General features: G+C 37.5%; 16 protein-coding genes. 10 read left to right on the forward strand and 6 right to left on the reverse strand.

Annotated features, from left to right (window positions below):
• The 10 genes from BUW93_RS10825 to BUW93_RS10865 all read left to right on the forward strand — a co-directional run.
• Nucleotides 1-830, forward strand: an 830-nt coding sequence (locus tag BUW93_RS10825; protein WP_198537009.1) for a hypothetical protein, incomplete at its 5' end; no start/stop codon positions are given.
• A 141-nt stretch (nucleotides 831-971) separates the two neighbouring features.
• Nucleotides 972-1,466 (forward strand): DUF1569 domain-containing protein, encoded by a 495-nt coding sequence (locus tag BUW93_RS10830; RefSeq protein WP_232778347.1) that lies wholly within the window; start codon nucleotides 972-974, stop codon nucleotides 1,464-1,466.
• Nucleotides 1,467-1,486: 20 nt separating this feature from the next.
• A complete protein-coding gene (locus BUW93_RS10835) occupies nucleotides 1,487-1,891 on the forward strand; it encodes a GNAT family N-acetyltransferase (RefSeq protein WP_081211727.1) in 405 nt (134 codons plus the stop codon).
• A gap of 108 nt (nucleotides 1,892-1,999) precedes the next feature.
• A complete protein-coding gene (locus BUW93_RS10840) occupies nucleotides 2,000-2,818 on the forward strand; it encodes a hypothetical protein (protein ID WP_081211728.1) in 819 nt (272 codons plus the stop codon).
• A gap of 159 nt (nucleotides 2,819-2,977) precedes the next feature.
• A complete protein-coding gene (locus BUW93_RS10845) occupies nucleotides 2,978-4,075 on the forward strand; it encodes a sensor histidine kinase (protein ID WP_081211729.1) in 1,098 nt (365 codons plus the stop codon).
• Between the two features lie 2 nt (nucleotides 4,076-4,077).
• Entirely contained in the window at nucleotides 4,078-5,400 is a 1,323-nt protein-coding gene (locus BUW93_RS10850) for a sigma-54-dependent transcriptional regulator (protein WP_081211730.1), read from the forward strand.
• Nucleotides 5,401-5,574: 174 nt separating this feature from the next.
• Nucleotides 5,575-5,739 carry a hypothetical protein gene (locus BUW93_RS14950; RefSeq protein ID WP_157893315.1) on the forward strand — a complete coding sequence of 55 codons (165 nt, stop codon included), beginning with the start codon at nucleotides 5,575-5,577 and terminating at the stop codon, nucleotides 5,737-5,739.
• 8 nt (nucleotides 5,740-5,747) lie between these two features.
• Entirely contained in the window at nucleotides 5,748-7,028 is a 1,281-nt protein-coding gene (locus BUW93_RS10855) for a Glu/Leu/Phe/Val family dehydrogenase (RefSeq protein WP_081211731.1), read from the forward strand.
• Nucleotides 7,029-7,058: 30 nt separating this feature from the next.
• Complete coding sequence (locus BUW93_RS10860) at nucleotides 7,059-7,472, forward strand: GreA/GreB family elongation factor (protein ID WP_081211732.1); 414 nt, start codon at nucleotides 7,059-7,061, stop codon at nucleotides 7,470-7,472.
• The gene (locus BUW93_RS10865) at nucleotides 7,469-7,888 is read left to right on the forward strand and encodes a hypothetical protein (protein ID WP_157893316.1); all 420 of its coding nucleotides are present in this window, start codon (nucleotides 7,469-7,471) and stop codon (nucleotides 7,886-7,888) included. Before BUW93_RS10860 ends, BUW93_RS10865 begins: the two co-directional genes overlap by 4 nt.
• 228 nt (nucleotides 7,889-8,116) lie before the next feature.
• On the opposite strand, the gene BUW93_RS10870 is transcribed toward BUW93_RS10865, so the two are convergent.
• The 6 genes from BUW93_RS10870 to BUW93_RS10895 form a co-directional block, all read right to left on the reverse strand.
• Entirely contained in the window at nucleotides 8,117-8,629 is a 513-nt protein-coding gene (locus BUW93_RS10870; RefSeq protein WP_081211734.1) for a hypothetical protein, read from the reverse strand.
• A gap of 70 nt (nucleotides 8,630-8,699) precedes the next feature.
• Nucleotides 8,700-10,175 carry an exonuclease domain-containing protein gene (locus BUW93_RS10875; RefSeq protein WP_081211735.1) on the reverse strand — a complete coding sequence of 492 codons (1,476 nt, stop codon included), beginning with the start codon at nucleotides 10,173-10,175 and terminating at the stop codon, nucleotides 8,700-8,702.
• Nucleotides 10,176-10,445: 270 nt separating this feature from the next.
• Nucleotides 10,446-11,756, reverse strand: a complete 1,311-nt coding sequence (locus BUW93_RS10880; RefSeq protein WP_081211736.1) for a sugar porter family MFS transporter — start codon at nucleotides 11,754-11,756, stop codon at nucleotides 10,446-10,448.
• 12 nt (nucleotides 11,757-11,768) lie between these two features.
• A complete protein-coding gene (locus tag BUW93_RS10885) occupies nucleotides 11,769-12,893 on the reverse strand; it encodes a glycoside hydrolase family 130 protein (protein WP_081211737.1) in 1,125 nt (374 codons plus the stop codon).
• 19 nt (nucleotides 12,894-12,912) lie between these two features.
• Entirely contained in the window at nucleotides 12,913-14,385 is a 1,473-nt protein-coding gene (locus tag BUW93_RS10890; protein WP_081211876.1) for a RagB/SusD family nutrient uptake outer membrane protein, read from the reverse strand.
• A gap of 27 nt (nucleotides 14,386-14,412) precedes the next feature.
• Nucleotides 14,413-17,460 carry a SusC/RagA family TonB-linked outer membrane protein gene (locus BUW93_RS10895; protein ID WP_081211738.1) on the reverse strand — a complete coding sequence of 1,016 codons (3,048 nt, stop codon included), beginning with the start codon at nucleotides 17,458-17,460 and terminating at the stop codon, nucleotides 14,413-14,415.
• Between the last annotated feature and the right edge of the window lie 16 nt (nucleotides 17,461-17,476).

Raw genomic sequence — 17,476 nt, forward strand, 5'->3', positions numbered from 1 at the left:
ATTACGATCTAGATGGAGAAAACAAGTTTGGTTTTGATAAAGTAATTCTGATTTGCGATATAGATAACATCAGGGGGATTTTTCACAATCGTTATGGGACAGATATTGATTTTACCGGCTATATAGATAAGTTTTACTCCATAGAAATTTTCGAATATAAATTCTCCAAAGTAATTATTGCTAGTTTTAAAAAATTCTTCAGTAGTATCAATTCAAATAATAATATCGTTCAAGCTCATATTCAAGCAAATTTTGATAGTTATTATTCAAAGGAATTAGCTTTTATTTTAGAGTATTTTATAAACTCAAATTCCTTAAGCATGCGTAATCTAATTGCGTTTTTAAAAAATCCATATATTCCATCAGACCAAACAATAAAAGCAGGTAAAGGATTTAATATTTACACGAGTTCAACTCCTATTTTCTTAATCTTTGATATTTTATCAAAACTATATGGAGGTATTGATAACTTATTGAATGCTATTGATAATACGATAGGAAAATTTCCATTAATAGAAATGTCGACTTACAATTCCTATTGGAATTTAAGACTAGGAAACTTAATAATGCTTTTAGACTATAAAAATTCAACCCTAAGACCTTCAAATAAAGAATTAGAATATTCAGATGAAGAGTTTGATATAAAAGTTATTTATCAAATTGAATCTCATGATTATGGCATAAAAGGTAATGCTACCAAAATTGGAGATGCAAATTCTACTGTTGGTTTAATGGATATGAATCACTTCGCTGAGCGTAGATTACCTTATTTTCAAATACTAAAAAAAGCACTAAAAGTTTTTAAGCAATTACCAAAAAACGAAGCCTAAATAAAATACTGTTGGCAATATCGGTTAACGAGCAAATAGCGGCAGACCATCAAAAAATTACAGTTTTGACTACCTTTAAAAAGATAACATAACCGAAAAATTCAAGTTCCCCGGGTCCGCTACTTGCGTTAACCGGAGACGTTGGCAACAAGCTTGAAAAAAATAGCGGTAAACAAATTAATGATGAAAACAATTTTCGACAAAAATAATAGGGATGAACTCATTGGCAGAATTGGACGAATCAATCAAAATAAAAAAGCCGAATGGGGAAAAATGAACGTTTACCAAATGCTAAAACATAATACGTATTGGAATGGGTGGATTCTTGGAAAAGGAAACCACACCTATAAACAAACCTTTATGGGAAAAATATTTGGGAAGATGGCATTGAAAAAAATGATAAAAGACGAAAAGCCTTTTGACAAAAATATTCCTACATCTGCCCAGTTCAAAGCAAAGGAATTGAATGGAGATTTGGAAGCTGAAAAATCAAAATGGATTTCATTGTTATGTGAATATGAAAACTATAACAATCCGAATTTTGTCCACGACTTCTTTGGCAAAATGACAAAAGAACAAATAGGAATCTTAGCTTACAAGCATACTGATCATCATTTAAGACAATTTGGAGTATAAAAAAAGCCCGTGGCGATCAAATGAATGACATAAAATATAAAGTTGGAATGCTTCCAAAAATATCTGAAATAATCGAAGTTTATGATAATTCAGGAATCAAAAGACCTACAAAAGATAGCGATCGAATAGCAAAAATGTATGAAAATTCTAACCTGATAATAACCGCCGCTTGGCTAAATAACGAACTGATTGGAATTTCACGTTCAATAACCGATTTTTGCTATGCCTGCTACTTATCGGATTTGGCGGTGAAAAGTGAATACCAAAAAGCAGGAATTGGTAAGCAATTAATAAAACTAACAGAAAAAGAAATTGGGGAAGAAACTGCATTAATTTTACTTTCTGCACCTATGGCTATGGAATACTATCCAAAAATTGGGTTTAAGAAAGTTAATAATGGGTTTATAATTCCAAGAACTAAATAAGGAATATAAAATTAAAAAAGTGAAAAGAAATCACCTAGTTCCCATGCCCCTACTTGCCTTAACAAAATCCGTTCCCCTACATTTTTTTAGAAATACCGTGAGTTTAATTTGAAGGAAAAAGATAACATCAAATATATAGGAGGATCTAGAATAGGGTCAAGGAATTTAACTATTCCGTTTGCTTCATTAATTATTAGTGAGGAAAAACTTGAACTCAACAATACAGGATTTCAAAACTTAATATTCTATCCTCAAGATCTGGTAAATATCGAAGAAGTCTATTATTTCCCATGGATAGCGCAAGGAATAAAAATTAAACATAAGATCTCCGGGTACGACAAAAATATAATTTTTTGGAGTTATAATGATCCAAAGAAAATCATTCAAAGCATTCAAAATAAGGGTCTGTTAAGAGATAAAAAATTAAACACAGAAAAACTTCCTTCAAAAAGATCAACTTCTTTGAGAAAAGAAAAATTCGCTATTTCACCAATTGTAATAATATCAGTTTTCGTATTAATCTTATTCGGTGCAGTAATGCTTTACAATAGCTCCACAGCATATGATAATTATTATACTTTAGAAAAATCATCAAAAATTCACCTGGAGGTAAGAAAAAAGAGGATTGACCATGGTACCGCTTTTTTAAATAATAAGCTCATAATTCCGGTGGGCACTAAATTAGTTTCTGATAAACCAGATTGGTTTAAAATCAAAAACCAGCCTATTATTGGGAGTCAGTCCCATAGAAATCCGTCATTTACAGATTTAAACGAGCCTTTCCTTATCATTAAAAATGCAAATACATTCGATTTACAGGTTGTAAAATATGAAGACACCTTAACCTTTGAACTTCCAGATCCCAATTATAAAGATCCTAATGACCCCACTTTTAAAGATTTATATCATCAATTATTTAAGGACTAGAAAAACGATACTACATCTATTGACATTAAAGCCAAAATCAAACCTGGGGCAGTTTTTTCCTTTATTTAAGGCTTGAAAAAGGCTGCTTTATTTCAACCACTACTTTTGGCTTAAAAATGTTTTACCTTTGTTGGAGAGCTCTTAAACATCTTTTAGCCTATGCCCTTCAATATCTCCCTTGAGGAAAAACTTCAGGAACGCATCAAAGAACTCTCTTGTTTGTATAAAGTCTCCTCTGCCATAAGAGAGCACAACGAATCGGTTGCTGATACTATTGAGGCTATTATTCACATTCTAAAAAACGCCTGGAGATTTCCTTCCCAGGCTACTGTAGAGATAAAAATTGAGGATCAGAAAAAAAGTACGGGGCCTGTTCCTGATAAATCTCACTTCCAGGAAAGCAGTATAAAACTCTTTAAAAAGAATATCGGGTTTATCAGGGTTCATTACCCATCTAAAGATCTCTCACTTGCACATTTTTTAATAGAAGAACAGCGCCTATTGGATAAAGTAGCTTATGAGATCACATTATTCCTGGAACGCCTACATGTGAAGAATCAAGAGGAGCGCATTAAACAAACAGCCCAAAGAAACGACCGCCTGAGTATTCTTGGAGAAATAACCGCAGGAATCGCCCACGAGCTTAATACTCCTCTGGGAAACATCCTTGGGTTTGCTGAATTTATTGAGTCCAAAACCACAGATAAACAAATAAAGAAAGATGCTCAAAAGATTATTAAGGCCGCAGTGCATTCTCGTGAAGTGGTTAAGAAACTCATCTTTTTTTCCTGTGAAATGCCACAGAATATTCAACTTACCAGCATAAAACCCGTGGTAACCCAGGCCCTGGCTTTAATGGAACCAAATTTCAAAAAAGCCGGGATTAGCTATGAATTGAACTATGAGGATCCTGAATTAAAAATGCAAATAGATCCTATACAGTTAACGCAGGTGATCTTTAACCTTCTGATTAATGCTATTTATCATTCACCCAAGGGCTCTCTTATTAAAATAAATATCTACAGGGATGATCCCAATTTATTTTTGGAAATTGCTGATCAAGGAAGTGGTATAAAGCCTGAAAATAAAAGCCGCATCTTCGAGCCGTTTTTTACCACCAAACCCATTGGGGAGGGATCGGGCCTTGGGCTTAGTGTTGTGCACGGAATAATTAAAAGCCACCGGGGTGAAATAGAAGCTCTGGATAATACTCCCAAAGGCACTATTTTTAAAGTCCGTTTGCCTATAAAAATATAGTTATGCAGGTTTATAAGGAAAATATTCTGATTGTAGATGATGACTTTGATATGTTGGAGGTCCTTCAACGCAATCTCAAAGCAGAAAATTATCACGTTTACAAAGCCTCATCGGTACTGGAGGCCCTGGATATACTTAAGAACAGCAAGATTGAATTATTAATAACCGATTTACAGATGCCGGGTTTAAATGGAATGGAGCTTATTAAATATGCCTCTGATAATTTTCCGGATCTCCCAAAACTGGTAATTACCGGATTTCCCTCAGTCGATGGTGCTGTTGAGGCTATACAGGCAGGAGCCCTGGATTATTTATCTAAACCATTTACCCGAAAGGAACTCCTTAAATCAGTAAAAAAATCCCTTGCCAAAGCTACATTCAGTCCTAAAAAAGAAAGCCCTACTCAGACAGAAACAAAAGTCTATGCGGGAATGGTAGGACAATCCCCGGCTTTTCATAAGATTGTAGACCTTATTGATCGCGTTAAAAACAACCGTGCCACTATTCTCATTCAGGGAGAAAGCGGAACGGGAAAAGAGCTGGTGGCCAGGGCCATACATTATAAAGGCTCCTATGCCGCGAATCCATTCATCGCCGTAAACTGTGGAGCTATTCCTGAAAACCTGTTGGAGTCTGAGCTTTTCGGCTATGTGAAGGGGGCTTTTACCGGAGCAAACGAAACCAGGCCGGGTTACTTTCAGGCTGCAAACGGCGGCACAATCTTTCTGGATGAAATTGGGACAGCATCACAGGCAGTACAGGTAAGTTTGCTGCGGGTGCTCCAGGAAAAAGAAGTGAGAATGTTGGGGGCCAGAAATACCGATAAAATAAACCTAAGGGTCATCGCTGCCACCAATAACGATCTCCAGGAAATGATGCGAAATGGCAGTTTTAGAGAAGATCTCTTTTATAGGCTTAATGTTGTAGATATCCAGGTCCCGCCCTTAAGAGACCGCAAAGAGGATATCCCATCTTTAGCCCACACATTTTTAAAGAAATACCAGAGCGAATACGGCAAAAAGGAACTTAAAATTAGTCCGAAGGCTATTGAAATCCTGAAAAAATATAACTGGCCCGGGAATATCAGGGAACTGGAAAATGTAATTCAACGCTCTATAATAATGAGTGAGGATATTATAGACGTGGCCCAATTACCCTCCTGGGTGAAGCATCAAATGCCCGAAATAGATCCCGGCTTAATAAGTCTGAAGGAAATAGAGAAACAACATATTCTGAAGGTTCTTGCGATGACCGAACAGAATAAAACCAAAGCTGCTGAAATATTAGGAATAGATCGCAAAACCCTTCGCGAAAAGCTCAAATAATTTCCGGGTAATTTCTCTCCGCCCGGGTGACTTCTCTCCAGTCCATTTTAAAAATTTAAATGCCTTTAAATTTTCATTATACTGAAAATCAGTGTTTTATGACGCACATCCCTCATGGATTTTCTGTCGGGCACAGGCTTTGACTTAAGTGGAAGGAACTTAAAATGAATATTTATGAATATGCCTGAAATGCCGGTCACGAAAGTATTGGAGGAACTGCCCGATAATTTACCAAGACCGGGAAATGATCTTCTTAAGAGTTTGTGTTTCAACTGCGATTTGAGACATCAATGCACCTGGAAAGAAACCAGGAAATTATATTGTGAACACTTTGAATAAAATAAAATATGACAACTTCTCAAACAGTAAATAAGCAAAGCATGTACGAAACGGTTTTAAAACAATTCAATAAAACCGCCGACATCATTAACCTGCATTCTAATATTAGAAAAATACTTGGTATCACCAATAATGAAATAATTGTCCATTTTCCTGTAAAAATGGATGATGGAAAGGTAGAGGTTTTTACCGGGTACAGAGTTCAACACAATAATGCCTTAGGTCCTTACAAAGGAGGCCTGCGTTATCATCCTACCGTAGATGTGGATGCTGCAAAAGCCCTGGCGATGTGGATGACCTGGAAAACTTCGCTTGCAGGCCTTCCTTACGGAGGTGCAAAAGGAGGAATCCAAATTGATCCCCGTAACTATTCTGATGCCGAGCTGGAAAGGATTACAAGAAGATTCACCTATGCCCTGGGAGAGAATATTGGTCCTGAACACGATATTCCCGCTCCCGATGTGAATACCAATGCCCAAACTATGGCCTGGATCGCAGACACCTATATGTCTACGATTTCCTCTTCCGAAAGATCTCAAAATCAACATGTGGTCACAGGAAAACCTGTTGGCTCTGGCGGTCTCGAAGGCCGCGATCGGGCTACCGGATTTGGGGTGTATCTTACGATTAAAGAATTAATAAAATCTAAAGGTGAAAACCTGAAAGGGAAAACTTTTATCGTTCAGGGATTTGGTAATGTTGGTTACTGGGCCTCCAAATTTTTAACCGAAGACGGTGCAAAACTAATCGCCGTACAGGATGCTCACGCAACCTTATATAATGAAAACGGAATTGCAGTTGAAGAATTATCACAGCACTCCAGCCCACGAAAAGGATCTATAAAAGGATTTTCTAGTGCTAATGAAATTGATCCCGAGAGCTTTTTCGGTCTGGAGTGTGATATTCTTATCCCCGCAGCGCTGGGAAATCAAATCACCGATGACAATGCTTATATGATACAGGCTCCAATAGTAGCCGAAGGTGCTAATGGGCCTACAACTTCTGAAGGAGAAAAAATTCTACTTGAAAAAGGAGTCACAATAATTCCTGATATTCTATGTAATTCTGGAGGAGTGATAGGAAGCTATTTTGAATGGTTACAAAATCGTAACGGGGAGCTATGGGAACTCGACGAGGTCATGAACAAACTGGAAAAAAAGATATTGCAGGTATTTAAAAAAGTTCAAACCGAAGTGAATGATTCTCAAACAGATTGGAGAACCGCTGCCTATGTAATTGCGATTTCCAGAATAGAAACCGCCTATAACCAAAGAGGAATTTTTCCTTAGACAGTAAATAATATTTTAAAAATAGAACAGATGAAGTACGGTGTGATAATAATTGAAAAGAAAGAAAAGGAATACTTGAACCGTATAATCTCAATGGCCCAATATTACAAGGATGTAAATTATAAGGACTCCATTCATAAATTAAACGAAGAATTGAAATATGCCCGTGTTTTAAGCAATAAAGAGATGCCCGATGACGTGGTGCGTTTTAACTCATTTGTAAGCATTACCACCCCTTTCAACGTTTCAAGGGAATACCAGATAGTTACCCCGGAGAAAAGCGACATCAGGCAAAACAAAATTTCAATTCTTGCCCCAATGGGGCTGGCACTTTTTGGTTACGCCAGGGGGGACACGTTGAAATGGAATTTTCCTACAGGGGAAAATATTATTAGCATTGAGGATGTAAGACAGCAGGAAGTAAAATTAGAAACAAAAAAATGATGATAGATAAATTTCAGGACCATTATGACGATCATGAGGTGCAGTTATTAAGTATCCAAACTGAATCTTCGGAATGGAAAGAACGTTTAAAAATTATAAATACCGAAATTGATTTTTTTCTTGAATTATTCAGTTCTGGTTTTACTGATGAACTAAAGCTAAAGATCAATCTTGAAGATTTACAATATCTAAAAGATCAGCTAATAGGAGTAAGGAAGATAAATGAGATACATCTAAAGACCTTTCAGGAATACAATATAAAACAAGAAGGCTTGAAAGAATGTGATGATGTTCAGTGTGAAAATTTCTACCTTAAAGATCATTTGATCTTTAAGAAAACCCTTACCAAACACTTTAAAGTGTTTAGGGAATTGAAATACCTGATATATAAATATATTGAAATAAATCCCGGTTAAAAGAGGCTTTACTGTTTGATTTTAGAGGGCTGGATGGGATCTCAATCCCCGGTCTATCTTACCAAACATGGTTGGTAACCGCCTTTTCACAAATGAAAAGGCGGTTTTTTTTTAAATACAATCCAAATTTCCAGCATATCACTGTTCAATTATTTAGGGCCAGGCTTCAATCACTATTTCTTAAACCAAAACAACTCAAATTCCCTGAAAATGCTCTTAGCTTAAATTTCATCTAACCGACTTCATCCGGGACCGCAACTCCAAAAATTTCTTTTCAAATGCATCCCGTTTAAAATACTGTTCCTGATCTACCTCAAAAAACCTCAGTTGCCCATTAATTAATCCTTCGCTAATATCAATATCCCGCATTAAAATCTTCAGCTGATCTGTGATCTTTTCTTTCCAGGTATATTTTGATCCTCCATACCTGCAATACCGGATGAACAAATTCTCCGAATGATCCATAATCCAGGTCACCACCGATAATTCAATAATATTGCTATGGATGCCTTGCCTTGAACCATTATAGAAATACCCAAACGTAAATTCCAACATATCATCAGCAAGCTCTCTGTTGTCAAAATAATCATAGCGTGCCGATTCCCTTAAAGGTATTCGTTCCATAGCTTTTTTGGTTAAAATTACAGGAAAACCCCCATAAAAATCTGTGTAGTTTTCCCTTGCTTCGCCACCCCAAATCCCTGCCCTTTTCTTCGATACCCCAATATTGTAAATGGGCATTTTTATTACATCTAAGACTTACCTAAAAGAATTAAGGAACTATTAGGTTAAGCCCAATGAGCATGCCTCGCTAAAATTCCAGGGCCAGGCTGCCGTGCTTTGATTTGATCAGGGAATTGTTATTTAACTTAGACACCGGTTGTATCGAATTAGAGTCCGATTGGTTTTCAAAAAAGATCAGCTTTGGTGCTCCCTGCTTACGCAAATAATTACTCAGAATCTTGTGCGTATAATAGGTTGCCGACTGCCGTTTTAAAAATGCCTCATAGTCTTCCGGTTGGTTCACCTGGGTTTCAGTATCAATAAATCCGAAGCCCTGGTAGGTGCCTTCTTTTACAAGAATAAAAGCCTCTTCTTCAAAATGCCTGCCCTTCTCCCTAATCACAAAAGTTGAGGATTCCTCTGTAATAGAAGTGATGGCTGCCGTTACTTTCTCGTTGTATGCTTCCACCTCTTCCTTCCCGGAACAAATTCCTTCACAACTCACGATGCTGTAATGGGAACACTCTCTCACGTTGCTTTGCAGACTGCAGTATTTAGGGCAGAGTTTAAATTCCCGACAAAGGAATTCCAGCTTTTCTAGTGCCAAAGCACGGCTGTAAAAAATCCCTATGGATTCTCGCCTTTTGTTGGTCTTTTCCAGGGCCAGCTGCAGGACACCCCGCTGATTAATATAACTCACGATCTGGTAAACCGGTCCTGGCTTTTTTTGTGCTTTGTTGAATTTGGGATAATACTTCCTGATGCATTCGGCCTCCAGGAGCAGGGCCACCAATTCGTTGCCGGTAGTTTCATAATCAATATGGTAAGTTTCCTGCCCCAGGTGATATTCCTTGCTCATCCGGTCATAGAAATGCGAGACCACACGTTTTTTAATATCCCTGGCTTTCCCTGCATAAATCACCTTATGTTGTTTGTCTTTGAATAAATAGATCCCTGAACTTTCAGGCAGACTATGGATCTGGTCTGAGTCAATATGCGGCGGCAGGGTAGCCTGGCGCGATCTGGCGTGCAGGAAAGAATTGATCACGCGGTATTCATCATCCAGTGACAACAAACGCTGAAAAAGGATTACTGTAGCATCGGTATCTCCTTCGGCCCTGTGGCGATTAGAAAGAGGTATGTTTATGGAATCACACAATTTACCGAGACTGTAGGAGAATAATCCGGGAATGAGTTTTCGGGATAAACGGACGGTACAAAGTTTCTTTCGGGTATACTCGAAGCCTAATTCTTTAAATTCATTGCGCAGCACATTATAATCGAAATTCACATTGTGCGCCACAAAGATCGCGTCCCGGGTAAATTCTTCTACCTTTTTGGCAAGCTCATAAAACTTAGGGGCTTCAGCCACCAGATCATTATCGATGCCGGTAAGCGCCGTAATATGTCCCGGAATCTCCTTCTCAGGATTGATAAGACTGGTAAATTTATCGATCACCTTAGAACCGCGTAGCAACACGATACAGATTTCGGTAAGCCGATTTCCATTTATTCCCCCTCCCGTGGTTTCAACATCAATCACTGCAAATAACTGTTCTTCCATAAGGGTAAAAATAGGAAAAAATCCAAAGGAGTGGAAAAAATCCTATTTATTTCTATTCTCCTACACTCTAATCCTTAGGCAGGACGTTGGGTAAGAATGGAATGAGCTCTTCCAATTTTCGAATTGGCTAAAAGTAGAAAATCTGAGCTATTATTTTCTTTTCGATGTATTAATTGGGGGACATATCTTCGAATGAACTATGTGGCCTAAAACCATTATAGTCTTCTCTCCAATGATATCATCAGGCTTTTCCTAATCAGCTTGTTCAAACTAAACATTTTCTTCCAAAGTCTTTCCTTTAGTTTCCGGAAACAATTTAAAAACAAATAATAACTGAAATATCATGGCTACCGCAAAAAAACCAAAAGCATAAGTACCTCCATTTGGCAAATCAGCTACCACCGGAAACAACCATGTTAATATAGCAGCCCAAAACCAGTGAATGAAAGTACCAAAGGATTGTCCGGATGCTCTTACTCGATTAGGAAATATTTCAGATATGAAAACCCAAATAACTGCTCCTTGAGAAAAAGCAAAACTTGCTATAAAAATTAAAATGGGTATAATTAATAAACCTGATCCAATTTCAGATTCATTTAGATAAAAGGCACTAAAAATCAAACTAATAATCATACCTAAGGTTCCCCAGACCATAAGCTTTTTTCTTCCAATCTTATCAATAAGAGTCATCGCTATTATAGTAAAAACCATGTTTACAAATCCTACAGTTGCTGCTTGAAGAAAAGCACTATCCTGGGCGATTCCAGACATCTCAAAAATCCTTGGTGCATAATACATTATTGCATTAATACCGGAAAACTGGTTAAAAGTGGCCATTAGGAAAACTAGAAGTAAAGGTTTGAAATATTTACTCTGAAATAGACTATCCTTTTTTACATTCTGGTGTAAGGAGTTTTTGATACTGTTAAAGGTTTCCTTTGCCTTTAGATCACCCAACTGTCTCAAAATATGAAGACCTTCCTCATCCTTGCCTTTTATTATCATCCATCGTGGACTTCTTGGAATAAAGAATGTGAGCATAAAAAATATTATTGCAGGAATGGCTTCAACACCTAACATCCATCTCCAGGCTTCATCCTCTATCTGGATCTTTATAAAATAGTTAGATATAAAAGCTAATAAAATTCCAAATACAATACTGAATTGAAACAACCCGACTAAACGTCCCCTATGGGTGGCAGGAGAAATTTCGGAGATGTACATCGGAGCTATAACTGAGGATGCTCCTACCCCTAGCCCTCCTAAAAATCTATATAATAGGAATAGCTCCCAGTTACTGGTTAAGGCACACCCAATCGCAGACAACCCAAATAGAAATCCAATAAATAAGAGTGATTTTTTTCTACCTAATTTTTGCGCAGGCCAGAAAGCAAAAATAGCCCCAATAATAGTTCCTATTAAAGCAATTGAATTTGTAAATCCATGGGCGACGGGATCAAGGTCAAAAAATACTTTTAGACCTTGCTCCGCACCCGAAATTACTGCAGTATCAAAACCGAATAACAATCCTCCTAAGCTAGAAACAATTGCTCCGGTTAGGAGTTTTTTAGTTAAACCCATATTAGAATTTCTCTAGTCGTTATTTGTTTTTACCACGCCTACCATACTATCTGCCGTACCATAATATAAATACCACTCATCTTCAAAGTACACTAAACCTTCTATAAACGTTGTTCCATCTTCATATTGTCCTGATTTTTCAAAAGGTAATTCAGGCTGAATAAAAGGCTCATTGGATCTATCAAGAAGTTTCCATGGTTCATCTGCATCATACAAAGCTTGTCCCCCTGTGTAAATTCTATTTCCTAAATCTTTAACCCCAATATTTTGGGAGTTCCCTGCATTGTACATTACTACAATTCCATCTTCGGTTAAAACCGGTGGTGGTCCTGCTTCTACTAACCAGGAATCAAAATATCCGGGTCTGGGACTTAATACAGGAGCTAAATTCCCCGCATAATCCTCAACAGGTTCCCAATTGATTAAATCATCGGAACTAGCTAACCAAATATGAGGTACTCCGTAATACATCCAGTATTTGCCATTGATCTTTGCAGCTACAAGCTTTCCATCCTTCAGCTCTGTAACTATAGCTCCTGACTTAGTCTCCGTATTATGATATTTGCCATCCTTCCATTCTTCAAATATAGGGCCCTGTTTATTCCAGGTTTTTAAGTCTTTTGATGTAGAGACCGCTAATCTTGGATATTCTCTATTCCATTGAGTGTAGGTTAGAACATACAGCCCATCTTCGGTTTCTACAATCCTTGGATCTTCTGTACCTCCCGTCCATTCAAATTCTTTCTGATGATCATCGTTCGGATAAAAAATAGGTTCCTTCATTCTTTTATATTCTTCCCCATCGCTGGAAATTGCCAGTCCAATTCTGGAAGTATGTCCTCCTATCTCTTTTTCACCTAATTTTTCCTCTGCTCTATACAAAACATGGATTTTTTCATCTTTGACTATAGCGGCAGGGTTAAAGGTGGCCATAGATTCCCATCTGATTTCTTTATCAGTCATGGGATCCATAAATGTTGTTGTACTATCCTTTTTAATGATAGGTTTTGGATCTTCAAATCTTTCAAAGGGGCCCATCATCCATTCTTTCTCTAATGTGCCTTTTTCTAAGGTTTCCTGACTGTAGCCTATTAAACTAATCAGGAATCCAAATATTACTATATAACTTTTATTCATTATAAATTCATTTTATTAATTAATAACCGGGATTCTGTTCTATTTGACCTCCACTCTTATCTATCTCACCCTGCGGAATTGGATACAGATAATTATATTCCTGGAAATTTTTCCCCATTTCCGTAAGAACTTCCTCAGCAATACCCCATCGTCTTAAATCATTGAACCGATGTGATTCAAATCCAAGTTCAAGTCTTCGTTCGTGTCTTAAAATTTCTATAGCCTCTTCCTGGGAATAACCCTGTCCTGATACTTCAGCGAGACTGGTTGAGGCTCCATCTAAAGCCGGAGTATTCTCCGCTCTTTCCCTTATTTGATCAATAATTTCCAGACCGGCTTCTACTTCCCCTATTTCGATTAGTGCTTCTGCTTTCCAAAGCAATACATCGGCATATCTTATATATACTCTGTTACCCGGTGAATCATCATTCCCTTTATACTGTCCATCTGTTGAACCTAATAGTTTATTTACAGATTGTGCTTCACTATCCACGGTATATTTCAACCTTGGATCTCCTTCCTCAAATGCCTCTACAAAATCATCAGTAGGAGCTACAAAACCCCATCCCATTAAGGCAGCAAGTCCGTTCCCCTTTCCGGGATTCTGCTGTTCCTGATGATCATAAGCAAAAATCACTTCATCTTCCTGAAATTCCTTGGAAACATCAAAGGAATCATAATAATGAGGATTTAAGGAATAATAACCCCAGGATTGTAATTCTTCAACAAGACTTATCACAGAATTCCATTCTTCAGCATATAAAGCAAGTTTAGCCTGCATTGCTTTAGCTGCACCTATAGAAACCCTCCAGGGTTCTGAGGGACTTGAATATTTCCCCATTGGTAAAAGATTTACTGCGGCTTGCAGATCATTACTTACCAAAGTTAAAACTTCCTCTTTTGGTGCTCTTTCAGACACCTCGTAAGCTGCACCGAAATCCTCTAATGGTTCAGTTAATAAGGGAACATCGCCGAAAAGATTAACAAGATCGAAATAATAGAATGCTCTTAAAAAATAGGCTTCTCCCAACAACCTTTCTCTTTCTGCATCAGATAAACTGGTGGTAGCAACAACTTCAGTATTCTCTAAGGTAGCAATGGCCTGGTTTGCTCTGGATATTCCTTCATAATCATAACTCCAGGCTCCATTAAATGCTCCATTCATAGAAGTGAAATTAAAGGCTGCAATTTCGTCCATCCAAGCCTGGTCTCCATCTGGATTCCATTTTTTATTCATATCTCCTGCAGCAATATCCTGAAGTATAAAATCATTCTTTGTTACCTGTCCATCATCCCAGGCCCATTCCCCAACAATATTTAAAGTACTGGAAAGAAGTTGATAAGTAGAATTTACACTCGAGGTAATCGTGCTCGCCGTAGGCTCAGCACTTATCTGATCTTTGGTTATTAAACCTATAGGTTCTTCGTCTAATTCACAGCCCCAAAGTACTACACTAAGGGCTATAATTACTGTTTTCGTTATATTTTTCATTTTATGAATTTTTAATTTCAAGCCTTTCTATAAGGTAATATTTACCCCAAATAAAATTGTCAATGATTGGGGGTAAGTTCCAAAATCAATCAAATCTGTTGATTCGGGGTCAAGCCCAGAATAATCGGTTATAGTAAAGAGGTTTTGGCCGGAAGTATAAACCCTAAGGCTTTCTACACCTATTTCTTCCTGTAGACTTAGGCTATAACCCAATTCAATATTTTTTAACCTAAGATAAGAAGCGTCTTCAACAAAAATATCTGAAATCCGGCTACTGCCGTTATCAGTAAAGCTTACCCGAGGGATAGTATTTGTTGAACCTTCTCCATCCCAACTTTCAAGTACCCTATCTGTGAAATTAAATGGACGGGTATCATAATCGATTATCTTTTTCAAATCATTATATCGATCAACACCACTCACGCCTTGAAAAAGCAAACTGAAATCAAAACCTTTGTAATCAAAGCCTGCATTCAAACCAAAACTTAATTCTGGATTTGGATTCCCAATAAAATCCCGGTCATTATCATTAATTCTTCCGTCGCCATTTAAATCTTTGAATTTAATGTCTCCAGGTTGTTGTGCCGGATTGGATGTACCACTTAAATGATCTGCAATTTCCTGCTCATTTTGATAAATTCCTTCCTGGATAAATCCGTAATATGAGTTCAAGGCTTCCCCTGGTTGGGTACGGGTAACCCTTCCATTTATGTAAGGTAGGTTTGGATGTAAAGAATTCACCTCATTTTTCAAAGTAGCTATATTACCACTTACTGAATATTTAAATTCATTATCGTAATTTCTATATGACAAGGCAAATTCAAGTCCACTATTACTTACCTCACCTGCATTTAGGAAAGTTGGAGAAACATCCCCCACAAAGTTTGGCAGGGAAATAGGCAATAAGATATCAGTAGTTTCCTTTTTAAAGTAATCTACACTACCGTATATCCTATTATCGATTATTCCGAAATCTAACCCAACATTAGTTTGGGTCGTGGTTTCCCATTTTAGATCAGGGTTACCATAACGGCTTATCAAATAACGGTCGGCATCTCTCCTATATAATGTTAAATAAGCAAAATTCGGGATTTCCTGGTTTCCTAATTGTCCCCAACTCGCTCTTAATTTCAATTCTGATAACCAGGTCAGGTCTTCAGTAAACTCTTCCTCTGAAATCATCCAACCTGTAGAGAATGATGGGAAATATCCCCACTGATTTTCCTCGGCAAATCTTGATGAAGCATCTGCTCTTAGATTCGCAGTAACCATATATTTATCCTGGAAAGAATAAGTGGCAGTTCCAAAGAATGAAAATAATGACCATTCCTCTGCAAGACCTCCATTCCATAAATCCTGTTCTGTATCACCAAAATCGATATAACGGAAATTCGGTTGAGTAAAATCGAATCGAGTACGGGATGCATTTAAATTGGATAATCTGGAAGTAATGAATTCAGATCCTACTAAAGCATCAATAGAGTGCTCATCAAATTCTTTGGAATAACTTAAGCTATTATTCCAGGTTAGAGTGATATCTTCCCCTCTGGTTTCACCGAGACTATTAGGTCTGTTTTGTCGTCCTAGACCTCTATCCCGGGCTGCTCCCCCTCCATCGTCATCCCCGAAGTTAACACCAAAGGCTTTATTATGAATAAAGTTAATATCTGCTCCGAAGTTTGTTCTGAATGTTAATGATTTATCCTCCAGGAGACTATATTCCGCAAAGAGATTACCAAAAGTTTTAAATGTTCTTGCGGCATCATCTGTAAAATAAGCCAGGGCTATAGGATTTTGGGAATATTCATATTTACTGCTTTCGAAACTATCAGGCCCTTGATAAAATGGTAAATCTGTAAAAGGATCTTCTTCAGAATAAGTTGGATCAGAAGGGTCTTTTTTAACAGGAATAATAGGAGGACGTAAAAATGCGTGTCTTATAATTCCAGGAGCGTCACCACTGGATGAGATTCTATCTTTATATTCATATGAAGCTTGCAAATTGGCACCCACTCTAAATCTATCAGTTACATTAGACTGGACATTTGAGCGAAAATTAATTCTTTTATATTGATCATTATCGTAAACCACTGGCCCATCCTGACCAAAATATCCTCCAGATAAGAAATAACCTGTATTCTCATTCCCCCCTGAAGCAGTTACTTGTGCGGAATGTGTTCGACCTAATTCAAAAAGCTCATCAAGATAATCTACATCAGCAAAATCAGATCTGTTTAAATCTGCTGTATAAGGATTTTCTCCTTCATAACCGGCATTATTCCAAGCACGCTCAACGGTTTGCATATATTGCTCAGCATTGAGCATATTCGGAAGATTGGTCACTTTTTGAAAACCAGTGAAATAATTTGCCTGGATACCCTTACGGTCACTTCCGCTCTTGGTTTCAATAACAATTACACCCCCTGCTGCTCTGGAACCATAAATAGAAGCTGCAGAAGCATCCTTTAATACAGTCATCGACTTAATATCAGACGGATTAAGAAAAGAGATTTCTCTGGAAGGAATTCCATCAATTACATACAGCGGATTATTATTTCCAATGGTACCATTACCACGAATCCTTACTTCAACTTCATCTCCAGGAGCACCGGTACTCTGAGTTATATTAACACCTGCAACCTGACCTTGCAACGCTTGAGTAACCTCAGGCACCCTTCTGGATTCGAGATTATCCACATTAACGGAAGATAGTGCTCCCGAAATAGTTCTTCCTTTTTGGGATTTATACCCCACAACAATTAGTTCATCTAATTGTGATACTTCATCTTCAAGAAATACATCTATTTGCTGTCTGCCATCTACGCTTATCTCCTGAGTCTGAAAACCAACATAGGAAAAAACTAAAACGGCATTAGCATCATCAAGATCAATACTGTAATTGCCATCAAAATCGGTTACTACCCCGTTGTTGGTACCCTTTTCAACCACTGAAACCCCCGGAATGGGAATATCTGCGGCGGTTACAACACCACTCACAGTTTGGGCAAAAGTAGCCCCCCAGCTAACACTTGCCAGTATTAGCACCAGGCTAAAAATTAAACTATTTTTTTTCATAATTTTTCAATTTAAG

Origin of the sequence: Salegentibacter sediminis (assembly GCF_002078605.1) — a bacterium.
GTDB lineage: Bacteria > Bacteroidota > Bacteroidia > Flavobacteriales > Flavobacteriaceae > Salegentibacter > Salegentibacter sediminis.

Coding starts and splice junctions, on each gene's coding strand:
- BUW93_RS10890 (WP_081211876.1), bottom strand. CDS start 14,385: ATGAAAAATATAACGAAAACAGTAATTATAGCCCTTAGTGTAGTACTT.
- BUW93_RS14950 (WP_157893315.1), top strand. CDS start 5,575: ATGAATATGCCTGAAATGCCGGTCACGAAAGTATTGGAGGAACTGCCC.
- BUW93_RS10850 (WP_081211730.1), top strand. CDS start 4,078: ATGCAGGTTTATAAGGAAAATATTCTGATTGTAGATGATGACTTTGAT.
- BUW93_RS10845 (WP_081211729.1), top strand. CDS start 2,978: ATGCCCTTCAATATCTCCCTTGAGGAAAAACTTCAGGAACGCATCAAA.
- BUW93_RS10865 (WP_157893316.1), top strand. CDS start 7,469: ATGATGATAGATAAATTTCAGGACCATTATGACGATCATGAGGTGCAG.
- BUW93_RS10870 (WP_081211734.1), bottom strand. CDS start 8,629: ATGCCCATTTACAATATTGGGGTATCGAAGAAAAGGGCAGGGATTTGG.
- BUW93_RS10880 (WP_081211736.1), bottom strand. CDS start 11,756: ATGGGTTTAACTAAAAAACTCCTAACCGGAGCAATTGTTTCTAGCTTA.
- BUW93_RS10855 (WP_081211731.1), top strand. CDS start 5,748: ATGACAACTTCTCAAACAGTAAATAAGCAAAGCATGTACGAAACGGTT.
- BUW93_RS10895 (WP_081211738.1), bottom strand. CDS start 17,460: ATGAAAAAAAATAGTTTAATTTTTAGCCTGGTGCTAATACTGGCAAGT.
- BUW93_RS10875 (WP_081211735.1), bottom strand. CDS start 10,175: ATGGAAGAACAGTTATTTGCAGTGATTGATGTTGAAACCACGGGAGGG.
- BUW93_RS10835 (WP_081211727.1), top strand. CDS start 1,487: ATGAATGACATAAAATATAAAGTTGGAATGCTTCCAAAAATATCTGAA.
- BUW93_RS10860 (WP_081211732.1), top strand. CDS start 7,059: ATGAAGTACGGTGTGATAATAATTGAAAAGAAAGAAAAGGAATACTTG.
- BUW93_RS10885 (WP_081211737.1), bottom strand. CDS start 12,893: ATGAATAAAAGTTATATAGTAATATTTGGATTCCTGATTAGTTTAATA.